This is a genomic window from Pseudomonas sp. MWU12-2319 (assembly GCF_023242525.1).
Taxonomy (GTDB): Bacteria; Pseudomonadota; Gammaproteobacteria; order Pseudomonadales; family Pseudomonadaceae; genus Aquipseudomonas; species Aquipseudomonas gingeri_D.
In genome coordinates this window covers 206,124-224,179 of the sequence record NZ_JALJES010000006.1, presented here as the reverse complement: position 1 = coordinate 224,179, position 18,056 = coordinate 206,124, and the positions used below count along the sequence as shown (strand labels likewise).

Annotated in this window: 12 protein-coding genes and 1 pseudogene; 8 read left to right on the top strand and 5 right to left on the bottom strand. The window is 62.1% G+C overall.

Annotated features, from left to right (window positions below; translation table 11 throughout):
• Positions 1–218: 218 nt before the first annotated feature.
• Positions 219–350: pseudogene (locus M5C01_RS12495) on the top strand (type VI secretion system contractile sheath small subunit); the annotation flags it as partial.
• A gap of 24 nt (positions 351–374) precedes the next feature.
• Here the strand turns inward: M5C01_RS12495 and M5C01_RS12490 are convergent.
• Positions 375–1,346 carry a LysR family transcriptional regulator gene (locus tag M5C01_RS12490; RefSeq protein WP_152739309.1) on the bottom strand — a complete coding sequence of 324 codons (972 nt, stop codon included), beginning with the start codon at positions 1,344–1,346 and terminating at the stop codon, positions 375–377.
• Positions 1,347–1,645: 299 nt separating this feature from the next.
• On the opposite strand from M5C01_RS12490, the gene argH reads away from it, so the two are divergent.
• From argH to M5C01_RS12455, 7 genes are all read left to right on the top strand, one after another.
• Positions 1,646–3,073, top strand: a complete 1,428-nt coding sequence (gene argH, locus M5C01_RS12485) for an argininosuccinate lyase (protein WP_152738962.1) — start codon at positions 1,646–1,648, stop codon at positions 3,071–3,073.
• A gap of 170 nt (positions 3,074–3,243) precedes the next feature.
• On the top strand, positions 3,244–4,122 hold the full coding sequence (locus M5C01_RS12480; protein WP_152738959.1) for an amino acid ABC transporter permease: 879 nt from the start codon (positions 3,244–3,246) through the stop codon (positions 4,120–4,122).
• 20 nt (positions 4,123–4,142) lie between these two features.
• Entirely contained in the window at positions 4,143–4,907 is a 765-nt protein-coding gene (locus M5C01_RS12475; RefSeq protein WP_103494095.1) for an amino acid ABC transporter ATP-binding protein, read from the top strand.
• A 38-nt stretch (positions 4,908–4,945) separates the two neighbouring features.
• On the top strand, positions 4,946–5,764 hold the full coding sequence (locus M5C01_RS12470; RefSeq protein WP_152738956.1) for an ABC transporter substrate-binding protein: 819 nt from the start codon (positions 4,946–4,948) through the stop codon (positions 5,762–5,764).
• 16 nt (positions 5,765–5,780) lie between these two features.
• Complete coding sequence (locus M5C01_RS12465; RefSeq protein WP_152738951.1) at positions 5,781–6,623, top strand: polysaccharide deacetylase; 843 nt, start codon at positions 5,781–5,783, stop codon at positions 6,621–6,623.
• Positions 6,616–7,521 carry a polysaccharide deacetylase gene (locus tag M5C01_RS12460; RefSeq protein WP_152738949.1) on the top strand — a complete coding sequence of 302 codons (906 nt, stop codon included), beginning with the start codon at positions 6,616–6,618 and terminating at the stop codon, positions 7,519–7,521. Before M5C01_RS12465 ends, M5C01_RS12460 begins: the two co-directional genes overlap by 8 nt.
• A gap of 70 nt (positions 7,522–7,591) precedes the next feature.
• Complete coding sequence (locus M5C01_RS12455; protein WP_178129828.1) at positions 7,592–8,764, top strand: MFS transporter; 1,173 nt, start codon at positions 7,592–7,594, stop codon at positions 8,762–8,764.
• 185 nt (positions 8,765–8,949) lie between these two features.
• On the opposite strand, the gene M5C01_RS12450 is transcribed toward M5C01_RS12455, so the two are convergent.
• Genes M5C01_RS12450 through M5C01_RS12435 form a run of 4 tightly spaced genes read right to left on the bottom strand, consistent with a single transcriptional unit; the run spans position 8,950 to position 17,943 of the window.
• Positions 8,950–10,440 carry an efflux transporter outer membrane subunit gene (locus M5C01_RS12450; protein WP_152738942.1) on the bottom strand — a complete coding sequence of 497 codons (1,491 nt, stop codon included), beginning with the start codon at positions 10,438–10,440 and terminating at the stop codon, positions 8,950–8,952.
• The gene (locus M5C01_RS12445) at positions 10,437–13,544 is read right to left on the bottom strand and encodes a multidrug efflux RND transporter permease subunit (RefSeq protein ID WP_152738939.1); all 3,108 of its coding nucleotides are present in this window, start codon (positions 13,542–13,544) and stop codon (positions 10,437–10,439) included. The genes M5C01_RS12450 and M5C01_RS12445 overlap by 4 nt, the downstream gene beginning before the upstream one ends.
• On the bottom strand, positions 13,541–16,642 hold the full coding sequence (locus M5C01_RS12440) for an MdtB/MuxB family multidrug efflux RND transporter permease subunit (RefSeq protein ID WP_103494088.1): 3,102 nt from the start codon (positions 16,640–16,642) through the stop codon (positions 13,541–13,543). Before M5C01_RS12440 ends, M5C01_RS12445 begins: the two co-directional genes overlap by 4 nt.
• On the bottom strand, positions 16,639–17,943 hold the full coding sequence (locus tag M5C01_RS12435; protein ID WP_152738937.1) for an MdtA/MuxA family multidrug efflux RND transporter periplasmic adaptor subunit: 1,305 nt from the start codon (positions 17,941–17,943) through the stop codon (positions 16,639–16,641). The genes M5C01_RS12440 and M5C01_RS12435 overlap by 4 nt, the downstream gene beginning before the upstream one ends.
• Positions 17,944–18,056 lie beyond the last annotated feature (113 nt).

Below are 18,056 nucleotides of genomic sequence, written 5' to 3'. Positions count from 1 at the left end.
ATCCGCTCATAACTAGCACCCGGCTGAGCCTGCTTTAGACTAAAAAGGTCGAGCTTTTTACCCTCTGTTCTCCTTACGCAGTGCGCCCATTCTGTAGAGAACCCGTCATGTCCAATGAAGATTGCGACCCATTACCGCCCGCCGCCATCAAGGCGAACACCCGGGGCGCCCTCGGGCCAGGTCCCGGCAACGGTGCCGCGCCGAACCCGGGGCTCCCTTTGAGCAAGTTGATGGCACTGCGCGATGCCTTGGTCGCACTCAAGGGACCGTTGTACGACGAGCCCGGCTTTCGGCAAGTGATTGAAAGCGTGTTGCTTAACAATGAGGTCCATGAGCGGGTATTGGGCAAGCGGGTTGGCGGCTTCAGCTCGCCCCTATCCCTGCAACGGCGCTTTGAGATCTACCCCCAGGGCCTGGGCGAAAGCCTTGACCAGCGGGCTGCGCGTCGTGTTGTGGCGCAGGATCAGATTGAAGGGAGTGCAATAGCTGACCCGCTCCGGCATCAAGGCCCGCAATAAGCCTTTGGCCACCAACGGGGCGGCATAGTGCTGCGGCAGGAAGCCAAGAAAACGCCCGGTCTGGACCAGCATCGCCACAGCCTCCACCTGGGACGCCGAGGCGGAAAAACTGTCGTAGGTGACAAAGTCGAGTTTGTCGCGATGGATGGCATAACGGTGGTTGACGAACGGGTACTCACGCAGCACTTCGACACTGCTGAGCGCGTCTTCCGAGTCGAACAGCGGGTGTCCGACACCACAGTAAACCTCGGCCCGCTCCTCATAGAGCGTGAAATAATCAAACTCTTCTCTTTTTTGATAAACCGGTACTATCCCCGCAATATAACGACCTTCTACAACCCCTCGCTCCACTTCATCCAACTGTGCCGCGTGCAGGCGAAATCTTACTTTCGGTGACTCATCGTGAATCTTGCGCAGCGCGGCAACTAACGGAGAATTAAGGTCGGAAATAGTATTGTCCACGACGCCTACACTCAAGTCGCCGATCAGTTCGTTCTGGGCCGAACTAAGTCGGTCGCGAAAGTTGTCGACCGAGGCAAACAAATCAATTGATGCCTGGTACACCAGGCTGCCCTCTTCGGTCAGGCAAAAACCCTCTCGTCCACGGGTACACAGGCGCATGCCAATGCGGATTTCCAAGTCGGAAATCTGCTTGCTGATGGCGGCCAGCCCCACATTCAGCTCATTCTGAGCCGCGCTGAAGCCCCCGGCCTCGACCACCGCCTTGAACACTTTGAGTAATTTGAAGTCCAGTCCACTGAGTGCCAAGGGCGCTCGCTGTCCGGGTTTCGGCGCCGGGTTTCCAGAATTGGAAAGCTGGGTTTCCATCATGCTTATTGACCTCGAACCACATATTCAACAGGCTTAGCTCCACAAGAAAAACGTCGCCGGTCGATAATAATGAACACAGAAAACCAGGCTTGGCAACCACCGATATTTTTTGCAAATCAGCCACAAGTCGCTGATTGCAAGCGTTTAAACGCCATTCTTTTGTACTTGTAGGTGTCCACGAGCGGCGTCTACAAGGATTCGTAATCTGCCCTCCTGATAGTGCATGACCCTGCCCCTCCCCGGACGGTTGGCGGCGGTCCTGTGTTGAATCGATCATTTGCTGGAGGAAAACAACAATGGCTCAAGCCACCGACCGTCTCTGGGGCGCCCGTTTCAAGAGCGGCCCATCCGCCGCCCTGGCCGCCCTCTCCCGCTGCCCGGATGGTTATTTCCGCCTCACCCCCTATGACCTCGCCGGTTCCCGGGCCCATGCCCACGAATTGCAGCGGGCCGGCCTGCTCGACGAGCAGGAAACCAAAAGCATGGTCGAGGCCCTGGACACCATCGGCGAGGATTTCCGCGCCGGCCGTGTCGCCCCGACCCTCGACGACGAGGACGTGCACACCTTTATCGAGCGCCTGCTGACCGAGCGCCTCGGCGCCCTGGGCGGCAAGCTGCGCGCCGGGCGTTCGCGCAACGACCAGACCGCCAATGACCTGCGCCTGTTCCTGCGTGACCATGTGCGCACCCTGGCGGTGGAAGTCCTGGCCCTGCAACAGGCGCTGGTCGACCAGGCCGAGCAACATGTGCAGAGCATCTGCCCCGGCTTCACCCACTTGCAGCAGGCCCAGCCGATCGTGTTCGCCCATCACCTGCTGGCCCACGCCCAGGCGATGTTGCGGGATGTCCAGCGGCTGGTGGACTGGGATGCCCGTACCTCGCTGTCGCCCTTGGGCGCGGCGGCCATGGCCGGTTCGGCCATTGCTCGCCAGCCGCAGCAATCGGCGCGGGAAATGGGTTACAGCGGCGTCTGTGAAAACTCCATCGATGCAGTGGCCAGCCGTGACCATGTCGCCGAGTTCCTGTTCGTCGCCAGCATGCTCGGGATCAATATCTCGCGCCTGGCCGAAGAGTTCTGCCTGTGGTCGTCCCGGCAGTTCCGCTGGGTGGCGCTGGACGATGCCTATGCCACCGGCAGTTCGATCATGCCGCAGAAGAAAAACCCGGATATCGCCGAGCTGGCGCGGGGCAAGGCCGGCCGCCTGATCGGCAACCTGACCGGGCTGCTGTCGACCCTCAAATCCTTGCCGCTGTCCTATAACCGTGACCTGAGCGAAGACAAGAACGGCGTGCTCGACAGCGTCGACACCCTGTTGCTGGTGCTGCCGGCCATGGCCGGGATGGTCGCGACCATGACCGTCAACGTCGAGGAATTGCGGCGCCAGGCGCCCCTGGGTTTCACCCTGGCCACCGAAGTCGCCGACTGGCTGGCGATGCGCGGCGTGCCGTTCAAGGAAGCCCATGAAATCACCGGCGCGCTGGTCAAGGCCTGCGAAGCCGGCGATCTGGAACTGTGGGAAGCGAGCCCGGCGTTGTTGGCCGAGATCGATCCACGCCTGACCCCGCAAGTGCGTGACTACCTGACCCTGGAAGCCGCCATTGCCGCCCGTAGCGGTTGGGGCGGAACGGCGCCTGAGCGAGTTCGCGAGCAGATCGCCCGGTTGAAAATCGCACTCGAAGCACAGCACCAATGGGCCGCCGAATACGCCGGCCTGCGTGTGTAGCAAGGCTTAGAAAACACCGCCCCCCTGTAGGAGCAGGGCTTGCCCGCGAAGCTTTTGGCGGCCTTGATGGCCCCTTCGCTGCGATGCGGCGGCCCGACAAGCCAGGCTTCTACAGGACGGTGTAACCAGAAACAACGGCGGCGCCCCGGCGCCGCATACGGAGAAACACCATGAGCCAATCCCAGGCAGAACGCTTGCTCGCTGAGCGCAAACTGGCCGAGAACCAGTTCGATATCACCCAGTACGAACACGTACCGCGGCGCTATTACGGACGTATTTTCTTCGCCACCCTGATCGTCGTCGCCCTGGTCGGGCTGGTCCGGGCCTTTGCCCTGGGCCAGATCGAATGGTCCTATATCGGCCAGTTCCTGACCGCCAAGGCGATCCTCACCGGGCTGCTGAACACCATTATCATGGCGATCCTGGCCATGGCCCTGGGCGTGGTATTCGGGGTGATCACGGCGATCATGCGCATGTCGGCCAACCCGATCCTGCGCTATGTGGCGATCACCTACACCTGGCTGTTCCGTGGCACGCCGCTGATCCTGCAACTGCTGCTGTGGTTCAACCTGGCGCTGATCTTCCCGACCATCGGGATTCCCGGAGTATTCCAGCTCGATACCGTCAGCCTGATGACGCCTTTTGTCGCCGCGCTGCTGGGCCTGTCGATCAACCAGGGCGCCTACACCGCCGAAGTGGTCCGCGCCGGCCTGCTCTCGGTGGACACCGGCCAGTATGAAGCCGCCAAGTCCATCGGCATGCCGCAACTGCAAGCCCTGCGCCGGATCATCCTGCCCCAGGCCATGCGCATCATCATCCCGCCAGTGGGCAACGAGTTTATCGGCATGGTCAAGATGACCAGCCTGGCGAGCGTGATCCAGTACTCGGAACTGCTCTACAACGCCCAGAACATCTACTACGCCAACGCCCGAGTCATGGAGCTACTGATCGTCGCCGGGATCTGGTACCTGGTCGCCGTCACCGTACTGTCCTTCGGCCAGAGTCGCCTGGAACGGCGTTTTGCCCGTGGCGCCGGCAAGCGCTCGTAAGTGTCCTGGAGAATTCGAACATGAGAAGCATCATCAAGGCTGTCGGCCTGAACAAATACTACGACTCGTTCCACGCCCTCAAGGACATCAATATCGAAGTCGAGCAAGGCGAAGTGCTGTGCATCATCGGTCCTTCGGGTTCCGGCAAGAGCACCCTGCTGCGCTGCGTCAACCAGTTGGAAAAGATCGACAAGGGTGGCTTGTGGGTCGACGGTGAACTGGTCGGTTACCGGATCGCCGGCAACAAGCTGCATGAACTCAATGAAGCGCAGATCGCCCGCCAGCGGCTGGCCACCGGCATGGTGTTCCAGCGCTTCAACCTGTTTCCGCACATGACCGTGCTGGAAAACATCATCGAAGGCCCGGTCCAGGTGCTCAAGCGTTCGCCCAAGGAGTCGGTCGAGGAAGCCCTTGAGTTGCTGGCCCGGGTCGGCCTGGCGCACAAGCGCGACAGCTATCCCATCGAGCTGTCCGGTGGCCAGCAGCAACGGGTGGCCATCGCCCGGGCCCTGGCGATGCGGCCCAAGCTGATGCTGTTCGATGAACCCACTTCGGCACTCGACCCGGAATTGGTCGCAGAGGTGCTGTCGGTGATGCGCGACCTGGCGCAGACCGGCATGACCATGATCGTCGTCACCCATGAGCTGGGCTTCGCGCGCGAAGTCTCGAACCGCATGGTGTTCATGGATGGCGGCCAGATCGTGGAGGAAGGAAGCCCCGAAGAACTTCTAATAAGTCCACAAAACCCGCGCACCCAAAGCTTCATTTCTGCCGTTCGAACCTAGGTTCCCTGAGCCTTCACAACATTCATAAGAGAACGACCATGAAGAATTTCGTCATTCCCTCAGTACTCGCCGGCCTCATGGCTTCCAGCTTCACCTGGGCCGCCGAATTGCCCGCCAGCATCAAGGCCAAGGGCGAGATCGTCGCCGCGATCATGCCCAACTACCCGCCGATGGATTTCAAGGACCCGGCCAGCAACGAGCTCACCGGTGTCGACTTCGACCTGGGCAACGCCCTGGCGCAGCATATGGGCGTGAAAATGAAGTGGCAGGAAACCTCCTTCGAACAGATGATCAACGCCCTGACCACCAAGCGCGTGGACATCGTGCTCTCGGGCATGACCGACACCGCCGAGCGCCAGAAAGCCGTGGACTTCGTCGATTACTTCACCAGTGGTTCGCAGTTCTACACCCTGGAGAAGAACAAGGACATCAACGAGATGAGCGATATCTGCGGCAAGACCGCCGGTACCAGCCGTCGCACCACCTTCCCGGCGGAAATCGCCGCCTGGAGCAGCGCACACTGCCCGGCTGACAAACAGATCAAGGTGATCGGCACCGAAGGTTCGGCCGACGCCCGCGCGCAGCTGCGCCAGAGCCGTATCAACGTCGCCGTGCAAGGCAGCGAGACCCTGCCGTACCTCGCGAACCAGGAGAAAAACACCTTCAAGATCATCGGCACGCCGATGGTGGTGCAGTTCACCGGGATTGGCGTGAGCAAGGAAAACCAGGAACTGCGTGACGCTATCCAGGCGGCCCTGCAAAGCATGATCGCCGACGGCAGCTACCAGGCCATCCTGAAGAAATGGGACCTGTCGGTGGGTGCCGTCGATAACATCGCCGTGAACAAGGGCCAGTAAACAGGAGCTGCCACTCATGTCCTCGACCCCGACCTGGCCGGATGGGCACAAAGCCTGCCTGGCCCTGGCGTTCGACCTCGACGGCCCCACCGGCGATGCCATGCTCGATGGCTCGATCTGGCACAAGCCCGAGTACTTCGGTTTTGGCGGCTACGGCCCGTATCGGGCGTTGCCGCGGATTCTCGACCTGCTCGACGAGTTCCGCCTGCCGACCACCTTCTTCGTCCCGGCCTGGGTCGTGGAAAACTGGCCCCGGCAATGCCAGGCGATTGTCGAACGCGGACATGAAGTGGCCTACCACGGCTACAAACACGAATCCTTTTACGCCCTGACGCTGGACCAGCAGCGGGACGTGATGAACAAATGCCGCGAGGTGTTCTGGCAACACCTGCACATCCGCGCCGAGGGCTTTCGCACGCCCTCCGGTGACTGGCGCGCGGAAACTCCGGCGATGCTGGTCGACGCCGGGGTGACCTATTCCAGCAGCATGCGCGGTGATGACCGACCCTACCTGGTGCAGGTGCCGGGCCATGCGCAGCCCTTGGTGGAAATCCCCGGCCGCTGGGAAATGGACGACTACGCCTCCATTGCCTACACCCGCGAACCGAATTTTCCGTCCGGGCTGGACCGCACGGCCAGCTATGAGCTGACCCTGGACAACTGGTGCCGGGAATTCGATGGCGCAGTTGACGAAGGGCTGTGCCTGACCACTCTGTTTCACCCCAAGATCACCGGCAAACCGGGCCGTATCCTGCTGCTGGAGCGGCTGTTCGAGCATATGCGCGAACGCGATGATGTCTGGTTTGCCACCTGCCGCGATGTCGCCCATTGGTGGCTGAAGGAGCATCATCATGGCTGAGTTCCAGCGTCCCGTATTCCAGAGCCCATGGCCGGTACCCTATCGCTGCGCGGTAGTAATTACTATTGATTACAATGATATACACGGCATTCTTACCCAAGCACCTGAGGTTGCCGGGCGCGACAAAAGCCTGTCGGTCTGGCGCTATGGCAGCCAGCGCGGGGTCGAGCGCCTGCTCGGTTTATTCGAGGAACTGGGGGTACGCAGCAGTTGGTGCATCCCGGGCATCGTCGCCGAGGAACAGCCGGCGCATATCCGGGCGATCCGGGCCGGCGGCCATGAAATCGCCTGTGCCGGTTACAGGCATCAGAACTACGACACTCTGACCCTCGAGGAACAGAAGGCAGCGCTCGCACAAGGTTGCAAGGCCCTGGAGGCACTGACGGGAGAACGACCCAAAGGCTTTCGGATTCCGGCCGGCAATTGGCTACCGGGTTTCACCGAGGCCCTGCATGACGAGGGTATCCTCTGGTCGTCCTCCTGGCGTGGCGACGACCTGCCCTTCGCCCATCCAACGGCACCGCAGGTTATCGAACTGCCGCTGCACTATGAGCTGGAGGACGAACCCTACTTCGCTTTCAACCTCAGCCCGGCGGTGCCACCGGCACAATCGCGGATCGCGTCCTACAGCCATACCCTGGGCAACCTGCAGATGGACTTTGCCGGTTTCCATCGGTTCGGGTTGTGCTACGTCCTGCGCCTGCACCCGGAAGTCATTGCCACGCCGGGGCGTATCGGTGTGCTGCGGGAGTTGCTCAAGGGGATTCAGCAACACGACGACGTCTGGATTGCCACGGGCGCCGAAGTAGCCCAGTGGTGGGACGACAATGGTCGCGCCATGACGGCGGACCATCCGGCGGCGGTCTATGAGCGCCACTACCGCAAGTATCTGCCGTGATGTTGCAGCGGTCTCGAGGCCCTGCGGTGAAAGACAGAGACGTTTCCAAAACAAGGATATAAGCACAACCGTGGCCACCTATTCCCTCGTTATCCGTCGGCTGATGATCTGCTCCGTGACCATCGTCGTCAGCCGTGCCATCACCAGTCCGCTGCTGACCCTGTTCCTCAGCAGGAAGCTCGGGCTGAACCAGCAGGATGTCGGCCTGCTGATGGGGATCGCGGTGTTTATCGCCACCCTGCTCTCGTTGTACGGCGGCTATATCATCGACCGTCTGGAAAAACGCCGGCTGATGATCCTCGCCATGCTCTCCAGCGGCATCGGCTTCACCCTGCTGACGTTCGCCCATGACCTGTACCTGACCACCCTGACCCTGGTGATGACCGAGACCGCGTCGGCGCTGTTTCTGATCGGTTCCAAGGCCATCATCAGCGAGAACCTGCCCATCGACCAGCGGGCCAGGGTCTTTTCCCTGCGCTACACCCTGACCAATATCGGTTACGCCACCGGCCCGATGCTCGGCGTGGTGATCGCCGGAGTGCAACCCCTGGCGCCGTTCCTGATGGCCGCCGGCATCGCCTTTGGCAGTATTTTCCTGATGTTCGGCATCACCCCGACCGCCCAGGCCCAGATCGGCAAGCCCCCCAGTTTCATCAAGACCCTGGTGACGCTGCGCAATGATCGGACGCTGATCCTGTTCACCTGTGGCAGCTTGCTGAGCACCATCGTCCATGGCCGCTTCACGCTGTACCTCTCGCAGTTCCTGCTGGTGACCCACAGCAGCCAGGATGCCCTGACCACCTTGTCGGCGATCCTGGCCTGCAACGCCATCAGCGTGATCCTGCTGCAGTACCAGATCGGCCGCTTTCTCAAGCGTGAGCAGTTGCGCTACTGGATCGCTATCGGCACCAGCCTGTTTATCGTCGGGCTGATCGGCTTCAGTTTTGCGCAGAACCTGATGAGCTGGTGCGCGGCGATGTTCATCTTCACCCTGGGGGAGATGATCATTTATCCGTCGGAATATCTGTTCGTCGACACCATCGCCCCGGAGGATCTGCGGGGCAGTTACCTCGGCGCGCAGAACCTGGCGGCCCTGGGCGGCGCATTGAGTCCGGTGATCTGCGGTTATCTGCTGATCCATGCGGCGCCAGGGACGATGTTCTATGCCCTCAGCGGGCTCACGGCGATTGGTGGCAGCCTGTGTTTCCTGGCGGGACGCGGTGTGCGCTCATTGCAGAAATGAGGCCGGGTGCGGTTTCTTCAGATAAAGGTTTTGTGACTTTGAGGGCCTCTTCGCGGGCAAGCTCCGCTCCCACACAGGGTCTTTGTCGTATACAAAATCTGTGTTCGACGCACATTCTGTGTGGGAGCGGAGCTTGCCCGCGAAGGCGTCAATAAGACCGCCATCCAACCCAAGCCGAATACCGATCAGTGCTTGGCGCTCAAATCGGTATTGCCATCCCAACCACCGCCCATCGCCGCGATCAACTGGACGCTGGCGATCAACCGGCTCTGCAGCAAGCTCAGCACGCTACGCTCGTTGGTCAACGCCGTGGTCTGCACCGTGACCACATCCAGGTAAGTGATCAGGCCCGCCTTGTACTGGTTGTCGGTCAGGCGCAGGGATTCCCGGGCCGCGTCCAGTGCCTGGGCCCGCACCGTCGCTTCGTCTTCCATGACCTTGAGCTGGACCATATAGTTTTCCACTTCACGGAATCCATCCAGCACGGTCTGGCGGTACTTGGCCACGGTCTGGTCATACACCGCTTCGGTCCGGTCCACTTCCGCCGAGCGCTGGCCACCGTCGAACAAGGTGGCGGCCAGCTTAGGGCCCACCGACCAGAAACGGTTCGGCAGGCTGATCCAGTTCTCAAAGGTACTGCTGCTGTAACCACCGGACAGGCTCAGGGTGAAGTCCGGATAATAAGCCGCTTTCGCCACGCCGATATTGGCGTTGGCCGCGATCACCGAGCGCTCCGCCGAAGCGATGTCCGGACGCCGCTCCAGCAGTTGCGACGGCACCCCCAGCGGAATCGCCGGCAAGGCCGGAACACTGTTGGTGGCCGCCAGCTGGAATTGCGCCGGTGGCAGGCCGATCATGACGGCAATGGCGTTTTCGAACTGGGCCCGTTGCCAGATCAGGTCGATCAGGTCGCCCTGGGCACTCTTGAGCTGGGTCTGCGCCTGGGCGATCGCCGCTTTCCCGGAAACGCCAAAGCGGTACTGGCTTTCGGTATTTTTCAATGAGCGCTCGTAGGCCTGCACCGTGGCTTCAAGCAGGCGCTTCTGTTCGTCGATCACCCGCAGTTGCAGGTAGTTCTGCACCAGGCTCGACTGTTGGCTCAGGCGCATGGCCGCGAGGTCGGCAAAACTTGCCTGGGCACTGGCGTCGTTGGCTTCCAGGCCTCGGCGCAGCTTGCCCCAGACATCCGCCTCCCAACTCACCCCGAGTTGGGCGTTATAGGTGTCGACAATCCCGCTGGATGAACGGCTCAGGCTCGAGTTGCTGCTACCGGTGCCCTGGCTGGAGCGAGTTTTTCCGGCACTCAGGTCGACACTCGGAAAGAACGCCCCCCGGGCGCTCTTGACCAACGCCAGGGCCTGGCGGTACTGGGCTTCGGACTGCGCCACGGTCTGGTTGGCGCTGTTGAGTTTTTCCACCAGGCCATTGAGCGTCGGGTCGCCATACAGTTCCCACCAGGCACCACGGGCCAGCGAGTCGCTGGGCTGCGCCTGACGCCAGCCGCTGGCTTCCTTGTATTGCGCCGGCGCGGCGGCGTCCGGACGCTTGTAGTCCGGGCCCACGGCGCAGGCGCTGAGCAGCAGCCCGCACAAGGCCAGGCTCAGCAGGCGTGAGCCACGGATGGTCTCCAGGCGCTGGGCGGCCAGAGGCATTTTGCATTGCGATTGGTCAGTCATAGCGGAACTTCCAGAGCACCATCGGTGCGTACACCACGCCACTTGTTGAAGCGGTGGCGCAAACGGTCGAGATAAAGGTAAACCACCGGGGTGGTGTAGAGCGTCAGGATCTGGCTGAAGATCAACCCGCCGATAATGGTCAACCCCAGGGGCTGGCGCATTTCAGCGCCTTCGGCACTGCTCAGCAGCAACGGCAGGGCACCGAGGATCGCCGCCAGGGTGGTCATCAGGATCGGCCGCAGGCGCAGCAGGCAGGCCTGGCGAATCGACTCCAGCGGGTCCAGGCCCGAATGGCGCTCCAGTTGCAGCGCCAGGTCGATCATCAGGATCGCATTCTTTTTCACCACGCCGATCAGCAGGAACAACCCCAGCAGCGAGATCAGGCTGAACTCGCCGCCCAGCAGGTAGATACTGAGCAAGGCACCGACCCCGGCCGACGGAAGTGTGGAAAGGATGGTCAGCGGATGGATGTAGCTCTCATAGAGAATGCCCAATACCAGATACACCGCCACCAGCGCGCCGAGGATCATGAACGGCTGGCTTTTCTGGGTCGCGGCAAAGGCGTCGCTGGTGCCGGCCATCTTGGCGATCACCGCTTCCGGCAAGCCGAGCTTGGCGATAGCTCGCTCGATGGCGGCGGTGCCCTGCTCCACCGTGACGCCGGGCGCCATGTCGAACGACAGGCTTTCGGAGGCGAACTGACCCTCGTGGTCAACCCGGTCGTCCTGCAGGCTGTTTTCATAATGGGCGATGGTCGACAACGGAATACGCTGCCCGCTTGAGCCGATCACCTTGACCTGATTGAGGGTTTCCGGCGACTGGGCGTATTTCGGGTTGATCTCCATCACCACCTGATACTGGTTCAGGGTGTCGTAGATGGTGGAGATCTGCCGCTGGCTGTAGGCGTTGTTGAGCACCGTGGTCACCGTGTTCATATCCACGCCCAGGCGTTTGGCGGTATCACGGTCGACCACCAGGGTGGTCTGCGGCGCCCCGCGCCCTTCCCGTGCATCGATGGCGGTCAGTTCCGGCAAGGCCTTGAGGGCCGTGACCACTTTCGGGTACCACTCGCGCAACGCGCCAAGATCGTCGCTTTGCAGGATGTAGGAGTACTGCGCGGTCTGTTGCTCACGACCGCCGCCGAACTGCAGATCCTGATCGGCCATCAGCATCAGTCGGGCACCCGGCACCTTGGGCATTTCCGTGCGCAGGCGCTCGATAACGTTCTGCGCAGAGACATTGCGCTCCTTGATCGGCTTGAGGCGCACCAGCATGAAGGCGTTGTTGGTGCCATTGTTGCCACCGATAAACCCGGCCACGCTTTGTACCGCCGGGTCGGCCAGTACCGCCTTGCGGAAGATTTCCATCTTCGGCTGCATATTGCCGAACGACATGCCGTCGTCGCCACGGACATAGCCGATCAGCTGCCCGGTGTCCTGTTGCGGCAGAAAGGTTTTCGGCACCACCACGTACAGGGCGACGTTCACCCCGATGGTGACGAACAGGCTGAGCAGGGTCAGGCGCTTGTGCCGCAGGACCCAGTCCAGGCTGACGGCATAGGCCGCGATCATGCGTTCGTTGGCCTTTTCGCTCCAGCGCTGCAGCCGGCTCGGCTCACCCTGCTGGTGCGGCTTGAGCCAGCGCGCGCAGAGCATCGGCGTCAGGGTCAGGGACACCACCAGCGAAACCAGGATCGAGGCCGCCAGGGTGATGGAGAACTCGCGGAACAGGCTGCCGATGATCCCGCCGATAAACAGGATCGAGAGAAACACCACCACCAGCGACAGGTTCATCGACAGCAAGGTAAAGCCGACTTCCTTGGCCCCCAGGTACGCGGCCTTCATCGGTGGAATGCCATCGTCGATATGCCGGGAAATGTTCTCCAGTACCACGATGGCATCGTCCACCACCAGCCCGGTGGCCAGGATCAGGGCCATCAGCGACAGGTTGTTCAAGGAGAAGCCGTAGAGGTACATGACCGCAAAGGTGCCGACCAGCGACACCGGCACCGCCAGGGTCGGAATCAACGAGGCGCGGAAGTTGCCGAGGAACAGATACACCACCAGCACCACCAGGGCCACGGCGATCAGCAGGGTCATCTCGGCTTCGTGGAGCGTGGCCTTGATCACCGGCGAGCGGTCCATGGCCAGGTTCAGCTTGACGCTGGCCGGCAACACCGCCTGCAAAGTCGGCAGTTGCGCCTTGATCTCGTTCACCGTCTCGATGATGTTGGCGCCGGCCTGGCGGTTGATCACCAGCAGGACCGCCTCGTCATTGTTGAAGAACCCGGCGTTGTAACGGTCCTCGACGCTGTCGCTGATCTTCGCCACATCCCCCAGGCGCAGGGCCGCGCCGTTCTGGTAGTGGATGATCAGCGGTTCATAGTCCTTGGCCTTTTCCAACTGGTCGTTGGCCTGTATCTGCCAGTTGCGGCCGGCATCCTCGAGCGAACCCTTGGGCCGGCGCACGTTGGCGTTGGCAATGGCGGTCCGTACATCGTCCAGGGCCACGCCGTACTGGTTGAGCGCCTGGGGTTCGAGTTCGATGCGCACCGCCGGCAGCGAACTGCCGCCGATCTGCACCTCGCCCACGCCCGGGACCTGGGACAGGCTCTGGGACAGGATGGTCGAGGCCAGGTCGTAAAGCTGGCCCTTCTGCAACTGGTCGGAGGTCAGCGACAGCACCATGATCGGCGCCTGGGACGGGTTGACCTTCTTGTAGGTGGGCATGCTGCGCATACCGCTGGGCAGCAGGTTGCGCGAGGCATTGATGGCCGCCTGGACCTCCCGCGCCGCGCCGTTGATATCGCGGTTGAGGTCGAACTGCAGGATCACCCGGGTCGAACCCTGGCTGGACCGGCTGCTCATGGTGTTGACGCCGGGAATCACGCCGAAGGAGCGTTCCAGCGGCGTGGCCACGGTGGAGGCCATGACTTCCGGGCTGGCACCCGGCAGGCTGGCCTGGACCACGATCACCGGAAAGTCCATTTGCGGCAGCGGCGAAACCGGTAACAGGCCGAAACTCACAGCGCCCAGCAGGACAATCGCCAGGCTCAGCAGCATGGTCGCTACCGGCCGGCGAATAAAAGGTCCCGACAGGTTCATGTTTCCACCTGCTCAAGACGGCTCGGATGCCGCCCCCAGCGCCGTCCGAGGCGATCGAAGTACAGGTAGATCACCGGCGTGGTGAACAACGTCAGCACCTGGCTGACCAGCAAGCCGCCAACCATCACCAGGCCCAGGGGTTGACGCAATTCCGCTCCGGAACCGGTGGCGAGCATCAACGGAATGGCGCCGAACAGCGCCGCCAGGGTGGTCATCAGGATCGGCCGGAAACGCAGCAGCGCCGCCTGGTAGATCGCCTGCTCCGGCAACATGCCCTGGTTGCGCTCGGCGTCGAGGGCGAAGTCGATCATCATGATCGCGTTCTTCTTGACGATACCGATCAGCAGGATGATCCCGATAATGGCGATCATGCCCAGGTCGTTGCCTGTCAGAATCAACGCCAGCAAGGCCCCGACCGCTGCCGAGGGCAAGGTCGAGAGAATCGTTACCGGGTGGATATAACTCTCGTAGAGCACCCCGAGCACGATGTACATGGTCACCACCGCCGCCAGGATCAGCAGCAAGGTGCTCGACAGCGAGGCCTGGAAGGCTTCGGCCGCGCCCTGGAACTGGGTCTGCACGCCCACCGGCATGCCGATCTCCTGCTTGACCTGGTCGATAACCTCCACCGCCTGCCCCAGCGCCACGCCCGGCGCCAGGTTGAACGACATCATCACCGCCGGGAACTGGCCGATATGGGAGATGGCCAACTGCGCCTGGCGCTCCTCGACACGGGCCAGGCTGGACAGGCGCACCTGTCCGCCGCTGGTGGTCTTGACGTGGATCTGCTCCAGCGCCTGCGGTCCGATCTTCTCCCCCGCCTGGGCTTGCAGCACCACGCGGTACTGGCTGGCCTGGGTGTAGATGGTGGAAATCTGCCGCTGGCCGAAACCGTCATACAGTGCATCGGTGATATCCGACACCGCCACGCCAAGGCGTGAAGCGGCGTCCCGGTCGATTACCAGGAAGACCTGCAGGCCCTTGTCCTGCAAGTCGCTGGCGACATCGGTCAGTTCCGGGCGCTGGGCCAGGGCGTCCACCAGCTTGCCGCTCCACTCGGCCAGCAGGTCGGGGTCCGGCGAGGACATACTGAACTGGTACTGGGTGCGGCTGACCCGATCCTCGATGGTCAGGTCCTGCACCGGCTGCAGGTACAGGCGGATCCCCGACAGTTTGTCGACTTCCGGTTGCAGGCGGTTGATGATCTGCGTGGCGGTCTCGCGGCGCTGGTGGCGCGGCTTGAGATTGATCAGGAAGCGGCCGCTGTTGAGCGTGGCGTTATCGCCGTCCACGCCGATATACGACGACAGGCTCTCCACATCCGGATCGGTGAGGATGACCTTGGCAAGCTCCTGTTGACGCTGGCTCATGGAGGCAAAGGACACCGACTGCGGCGCTTCGGAAATCCCCTGGATCACCCCGGTATCCTGTACCGGGAAGAAGCCCTTGGGCACCATCATGTAGAGGAACACGGTCAGCGCCAGGGTGCCGACCGCCACCAGCAAGGTCAGCGACTGGTGCTTGAGCACCCACTGCAACTTGCGGCCGTAGGCCTCGATCAACCAGTCGATCCAGGCGCCGCTGGCACGGTAGAAGCGGCCCTGTTCTTCGGGTTTCGGCTCGCGCTTGAGCAAGCGCGCGCACATCATCGGCGTGAGGGTCAGGGACACCACCAGGGAAATCAGGATCGCCACCGCCAGGGTGATGGCGAACTCGCGGAACAGCCGCCCGACCACATCGGCCATGAACAACAGCGGGATCAGTACCGCGATCAGCGACAGCGTCAGCGAGATCAGGGTGAAGCCGATCTGCTTGGCGCCCTTGAGCGCCGCCTGCATCGGACTGTCGCCCTCCTCGATGAAACGCGAGATGTTTTCCAGCATGACGATGGCGTCGTCGACCACGAAGCCGGTGGCGATGGTCAGGGCCATCAGGGTCAGGTTGTTGACCGAAAAGCCCGCCAGATACATCACGCCAAAGGTGCCGATCAGCGACAGCGGTACGGCCACCGAGGGAATGATGGTGGCGCTGGCCCGGCGCAGGAACAGGAAGGTCACCATCACCACCAGGGCGATGGAGATCAGCAATTCATGCTGGACGTCGCTGACCGACGCACGGATGGTCTGGGTGCGATCGGTCAGTACCTTGACCTCGATACCCGCCGGCAGGTTGTCGGTAATACTCGGCAGCAAGGCCTTGATCCGGTCCACCACCTCGATCACGTTGGCCCCGGGCTGGCGCTGGATATTCAGCAGCACGGCCTGGTTTTCGTTGGCCCAGGCGGCGAGACGCTCGTTCTCGGCGCCATCGACGATCTGCGCCACATCCTTGAGCCGCAGTGGCGCGCCGTTCTTGTAGGCGAGGATCAGTTCGGCGTATTCCTTGGGCGAACGCAACTGGTCGTTGGCGTCGAGCATCGACACCCGGGTCGGGCCGTCGAAGTTGCCCTTGGGCTGGTTGACGTTGGAGGCGCCGATCAGGGTGCGCACATCCGACAGGTTCAGGCTGTTGGCCGCCAGGGCCTCGGGATTGACCTTGATCCGTACCGCCTGGCGCTGGCCGCCGGCAATGCTGACCATGCCGACGCCGCTGATCTGGGCGATCTTCTGCGCCATGCGGGTGTCGACCAGGTCATTGAGCTTGGGCAACAGCATGGTTTTCGAGGTGATCGCCAGGGTCAGCACCGGGGTGTCCGCCGGGTTGACCTTGTTGTACACCGGCGGTGCCGGCAAATCCTTGGGCAGCAGGTTGGTGGCGGCATTGATCGCCGCCTGGACCTGCTGCTCGGCGACATCCATGTTGATGTCCAGGTTGAAGCGCAGGGTCAGGATCGAGGCCCCGCCGGAACTGGTGGAGGCCATCTGGGTCAGCCCGGGCATCTGCCCGAACTGGCGCTCCAGGGGCGCGGTGACCGCACTGGTCATTACATCGGGACTGGCACCCGGGTAGAGGGTCATCACCCGGATCGTCGGATAGTCGACCTGGGGCAGCGCCGACACCGGCAACAACCGATAGGCGATCAGGCCGGCCAGGATAATGGCCAGCATGCTCAGGGTGGTCGCTACCGGGCGGAGAATAAACAGCCGCGAGAGATTCATGCGCCGACCTTTTTCGCCTTGTCGGCTTCAGCCGGTGCCTTGGCCGCCGCGCCGTCCTTCAACTGCCCGGCGGGCGCCTTGGGCACGTCCTGGGCGTCATTGACCACTTCCACTTCGCCGCCATCCTTCAAGCGGTCGGTGCCTTCCAGGACCACCCGATCACCGGCGGCCAGGCCATCCTTGATCACCGTGACATTGCCGTCGCTGGCGCCGACCTTCAGCGGCCGGATCTTGACCTTCTTGTCGCCGTCCATGACATAGACGAAGGTGCCGTCGTTGCCGAACTGGATCGCCGCGCTCGGCGCCAGCACCACGTTTTTCAGGGTATCGGCGAGCAAGTGCACATTGACGAACTGGTTGGGGAACAGGCTCTGCTCGCGGTTATCGTAAAGGGCCTTGAACTTGAGGGTGCCGGTGGTGATGTCGATCTGGTTGTCGATGCTCTGCAATACACCGCTGGCCTGTTGTTTCACATCGCCACGGTCCCAGGCTTCGGCGGGCAACTTCGCCCCGCCATGGAAGCGCGTGAGCACGGTGTCGAGGTTGTTTTCCGGCAAAGTGAAGGCGACGCTGATCGGCTGGGTCTGAGTGATGATCACCAGTATCTGGCTGTCGTTCGCCGCCAGCAGGTTGCCGACGTCCAGTTGGCGCAGGCCCAGGCGCCCGGAAATCGGCGCGCGGATCCTGGTGAAGTCCAGGTTCAGCTTGGCGGCATCGACCGCCCCTTGGTTGGCCTTGACCGTCCCCTGGTACTGCAGCACCGTGGCCTCGGCGGTGTCCAGGGTCTGCTTGGCGATACTGTCTTCGGCGAACAGCCCGCGATAGCGCTGCACATCCACCTGGGCGTTCTTCAATTGCGCCTGGCTTTGCAGGAGGGTGCCCTGGGCCTGGAGCAAGGCGCTTTCGTAGTTGCGCGGATCGATCTCGGCCAGCACATCACCGGCCTTGACCATCTGGCCGTCCTGGAAGTGAATCTTGACCAGTTGCCCGGCGACTTGCGTACGCACGTTGACCGTGTTGAGGGCCGTCACCGTCCCCAGGGCTTTGTAGTACACCGGGAAGTCTCCCACCGTCGCCGGTGCTACCCGCACGGGCACAGGGCCGGCGGACGCCCCGAAGCCCGGACGCGCCATGCCCGACTTGCCCGTGTGCGCGACGGACTTGGCTTGCGTGCCCTTGTGATGCGCGCCTGACGGCCAGAAATGCCAGCACAGTGCGCCAATAATCAACAGGATCAACAGGCCGAACAGCCAACGACGAGAAGTATGAGAAGCAGAAGATTGCATGGAGTGATCAACCATTTATGCGCGAGAACTTCTTTTGGGGAGGCTGCAAGATAAGCACTGAATTGTTTCAGGCAAAGCGCCTTTACCGGCAATTTACCTTCGCATGACATTCATCAGTGCTTCGGTAA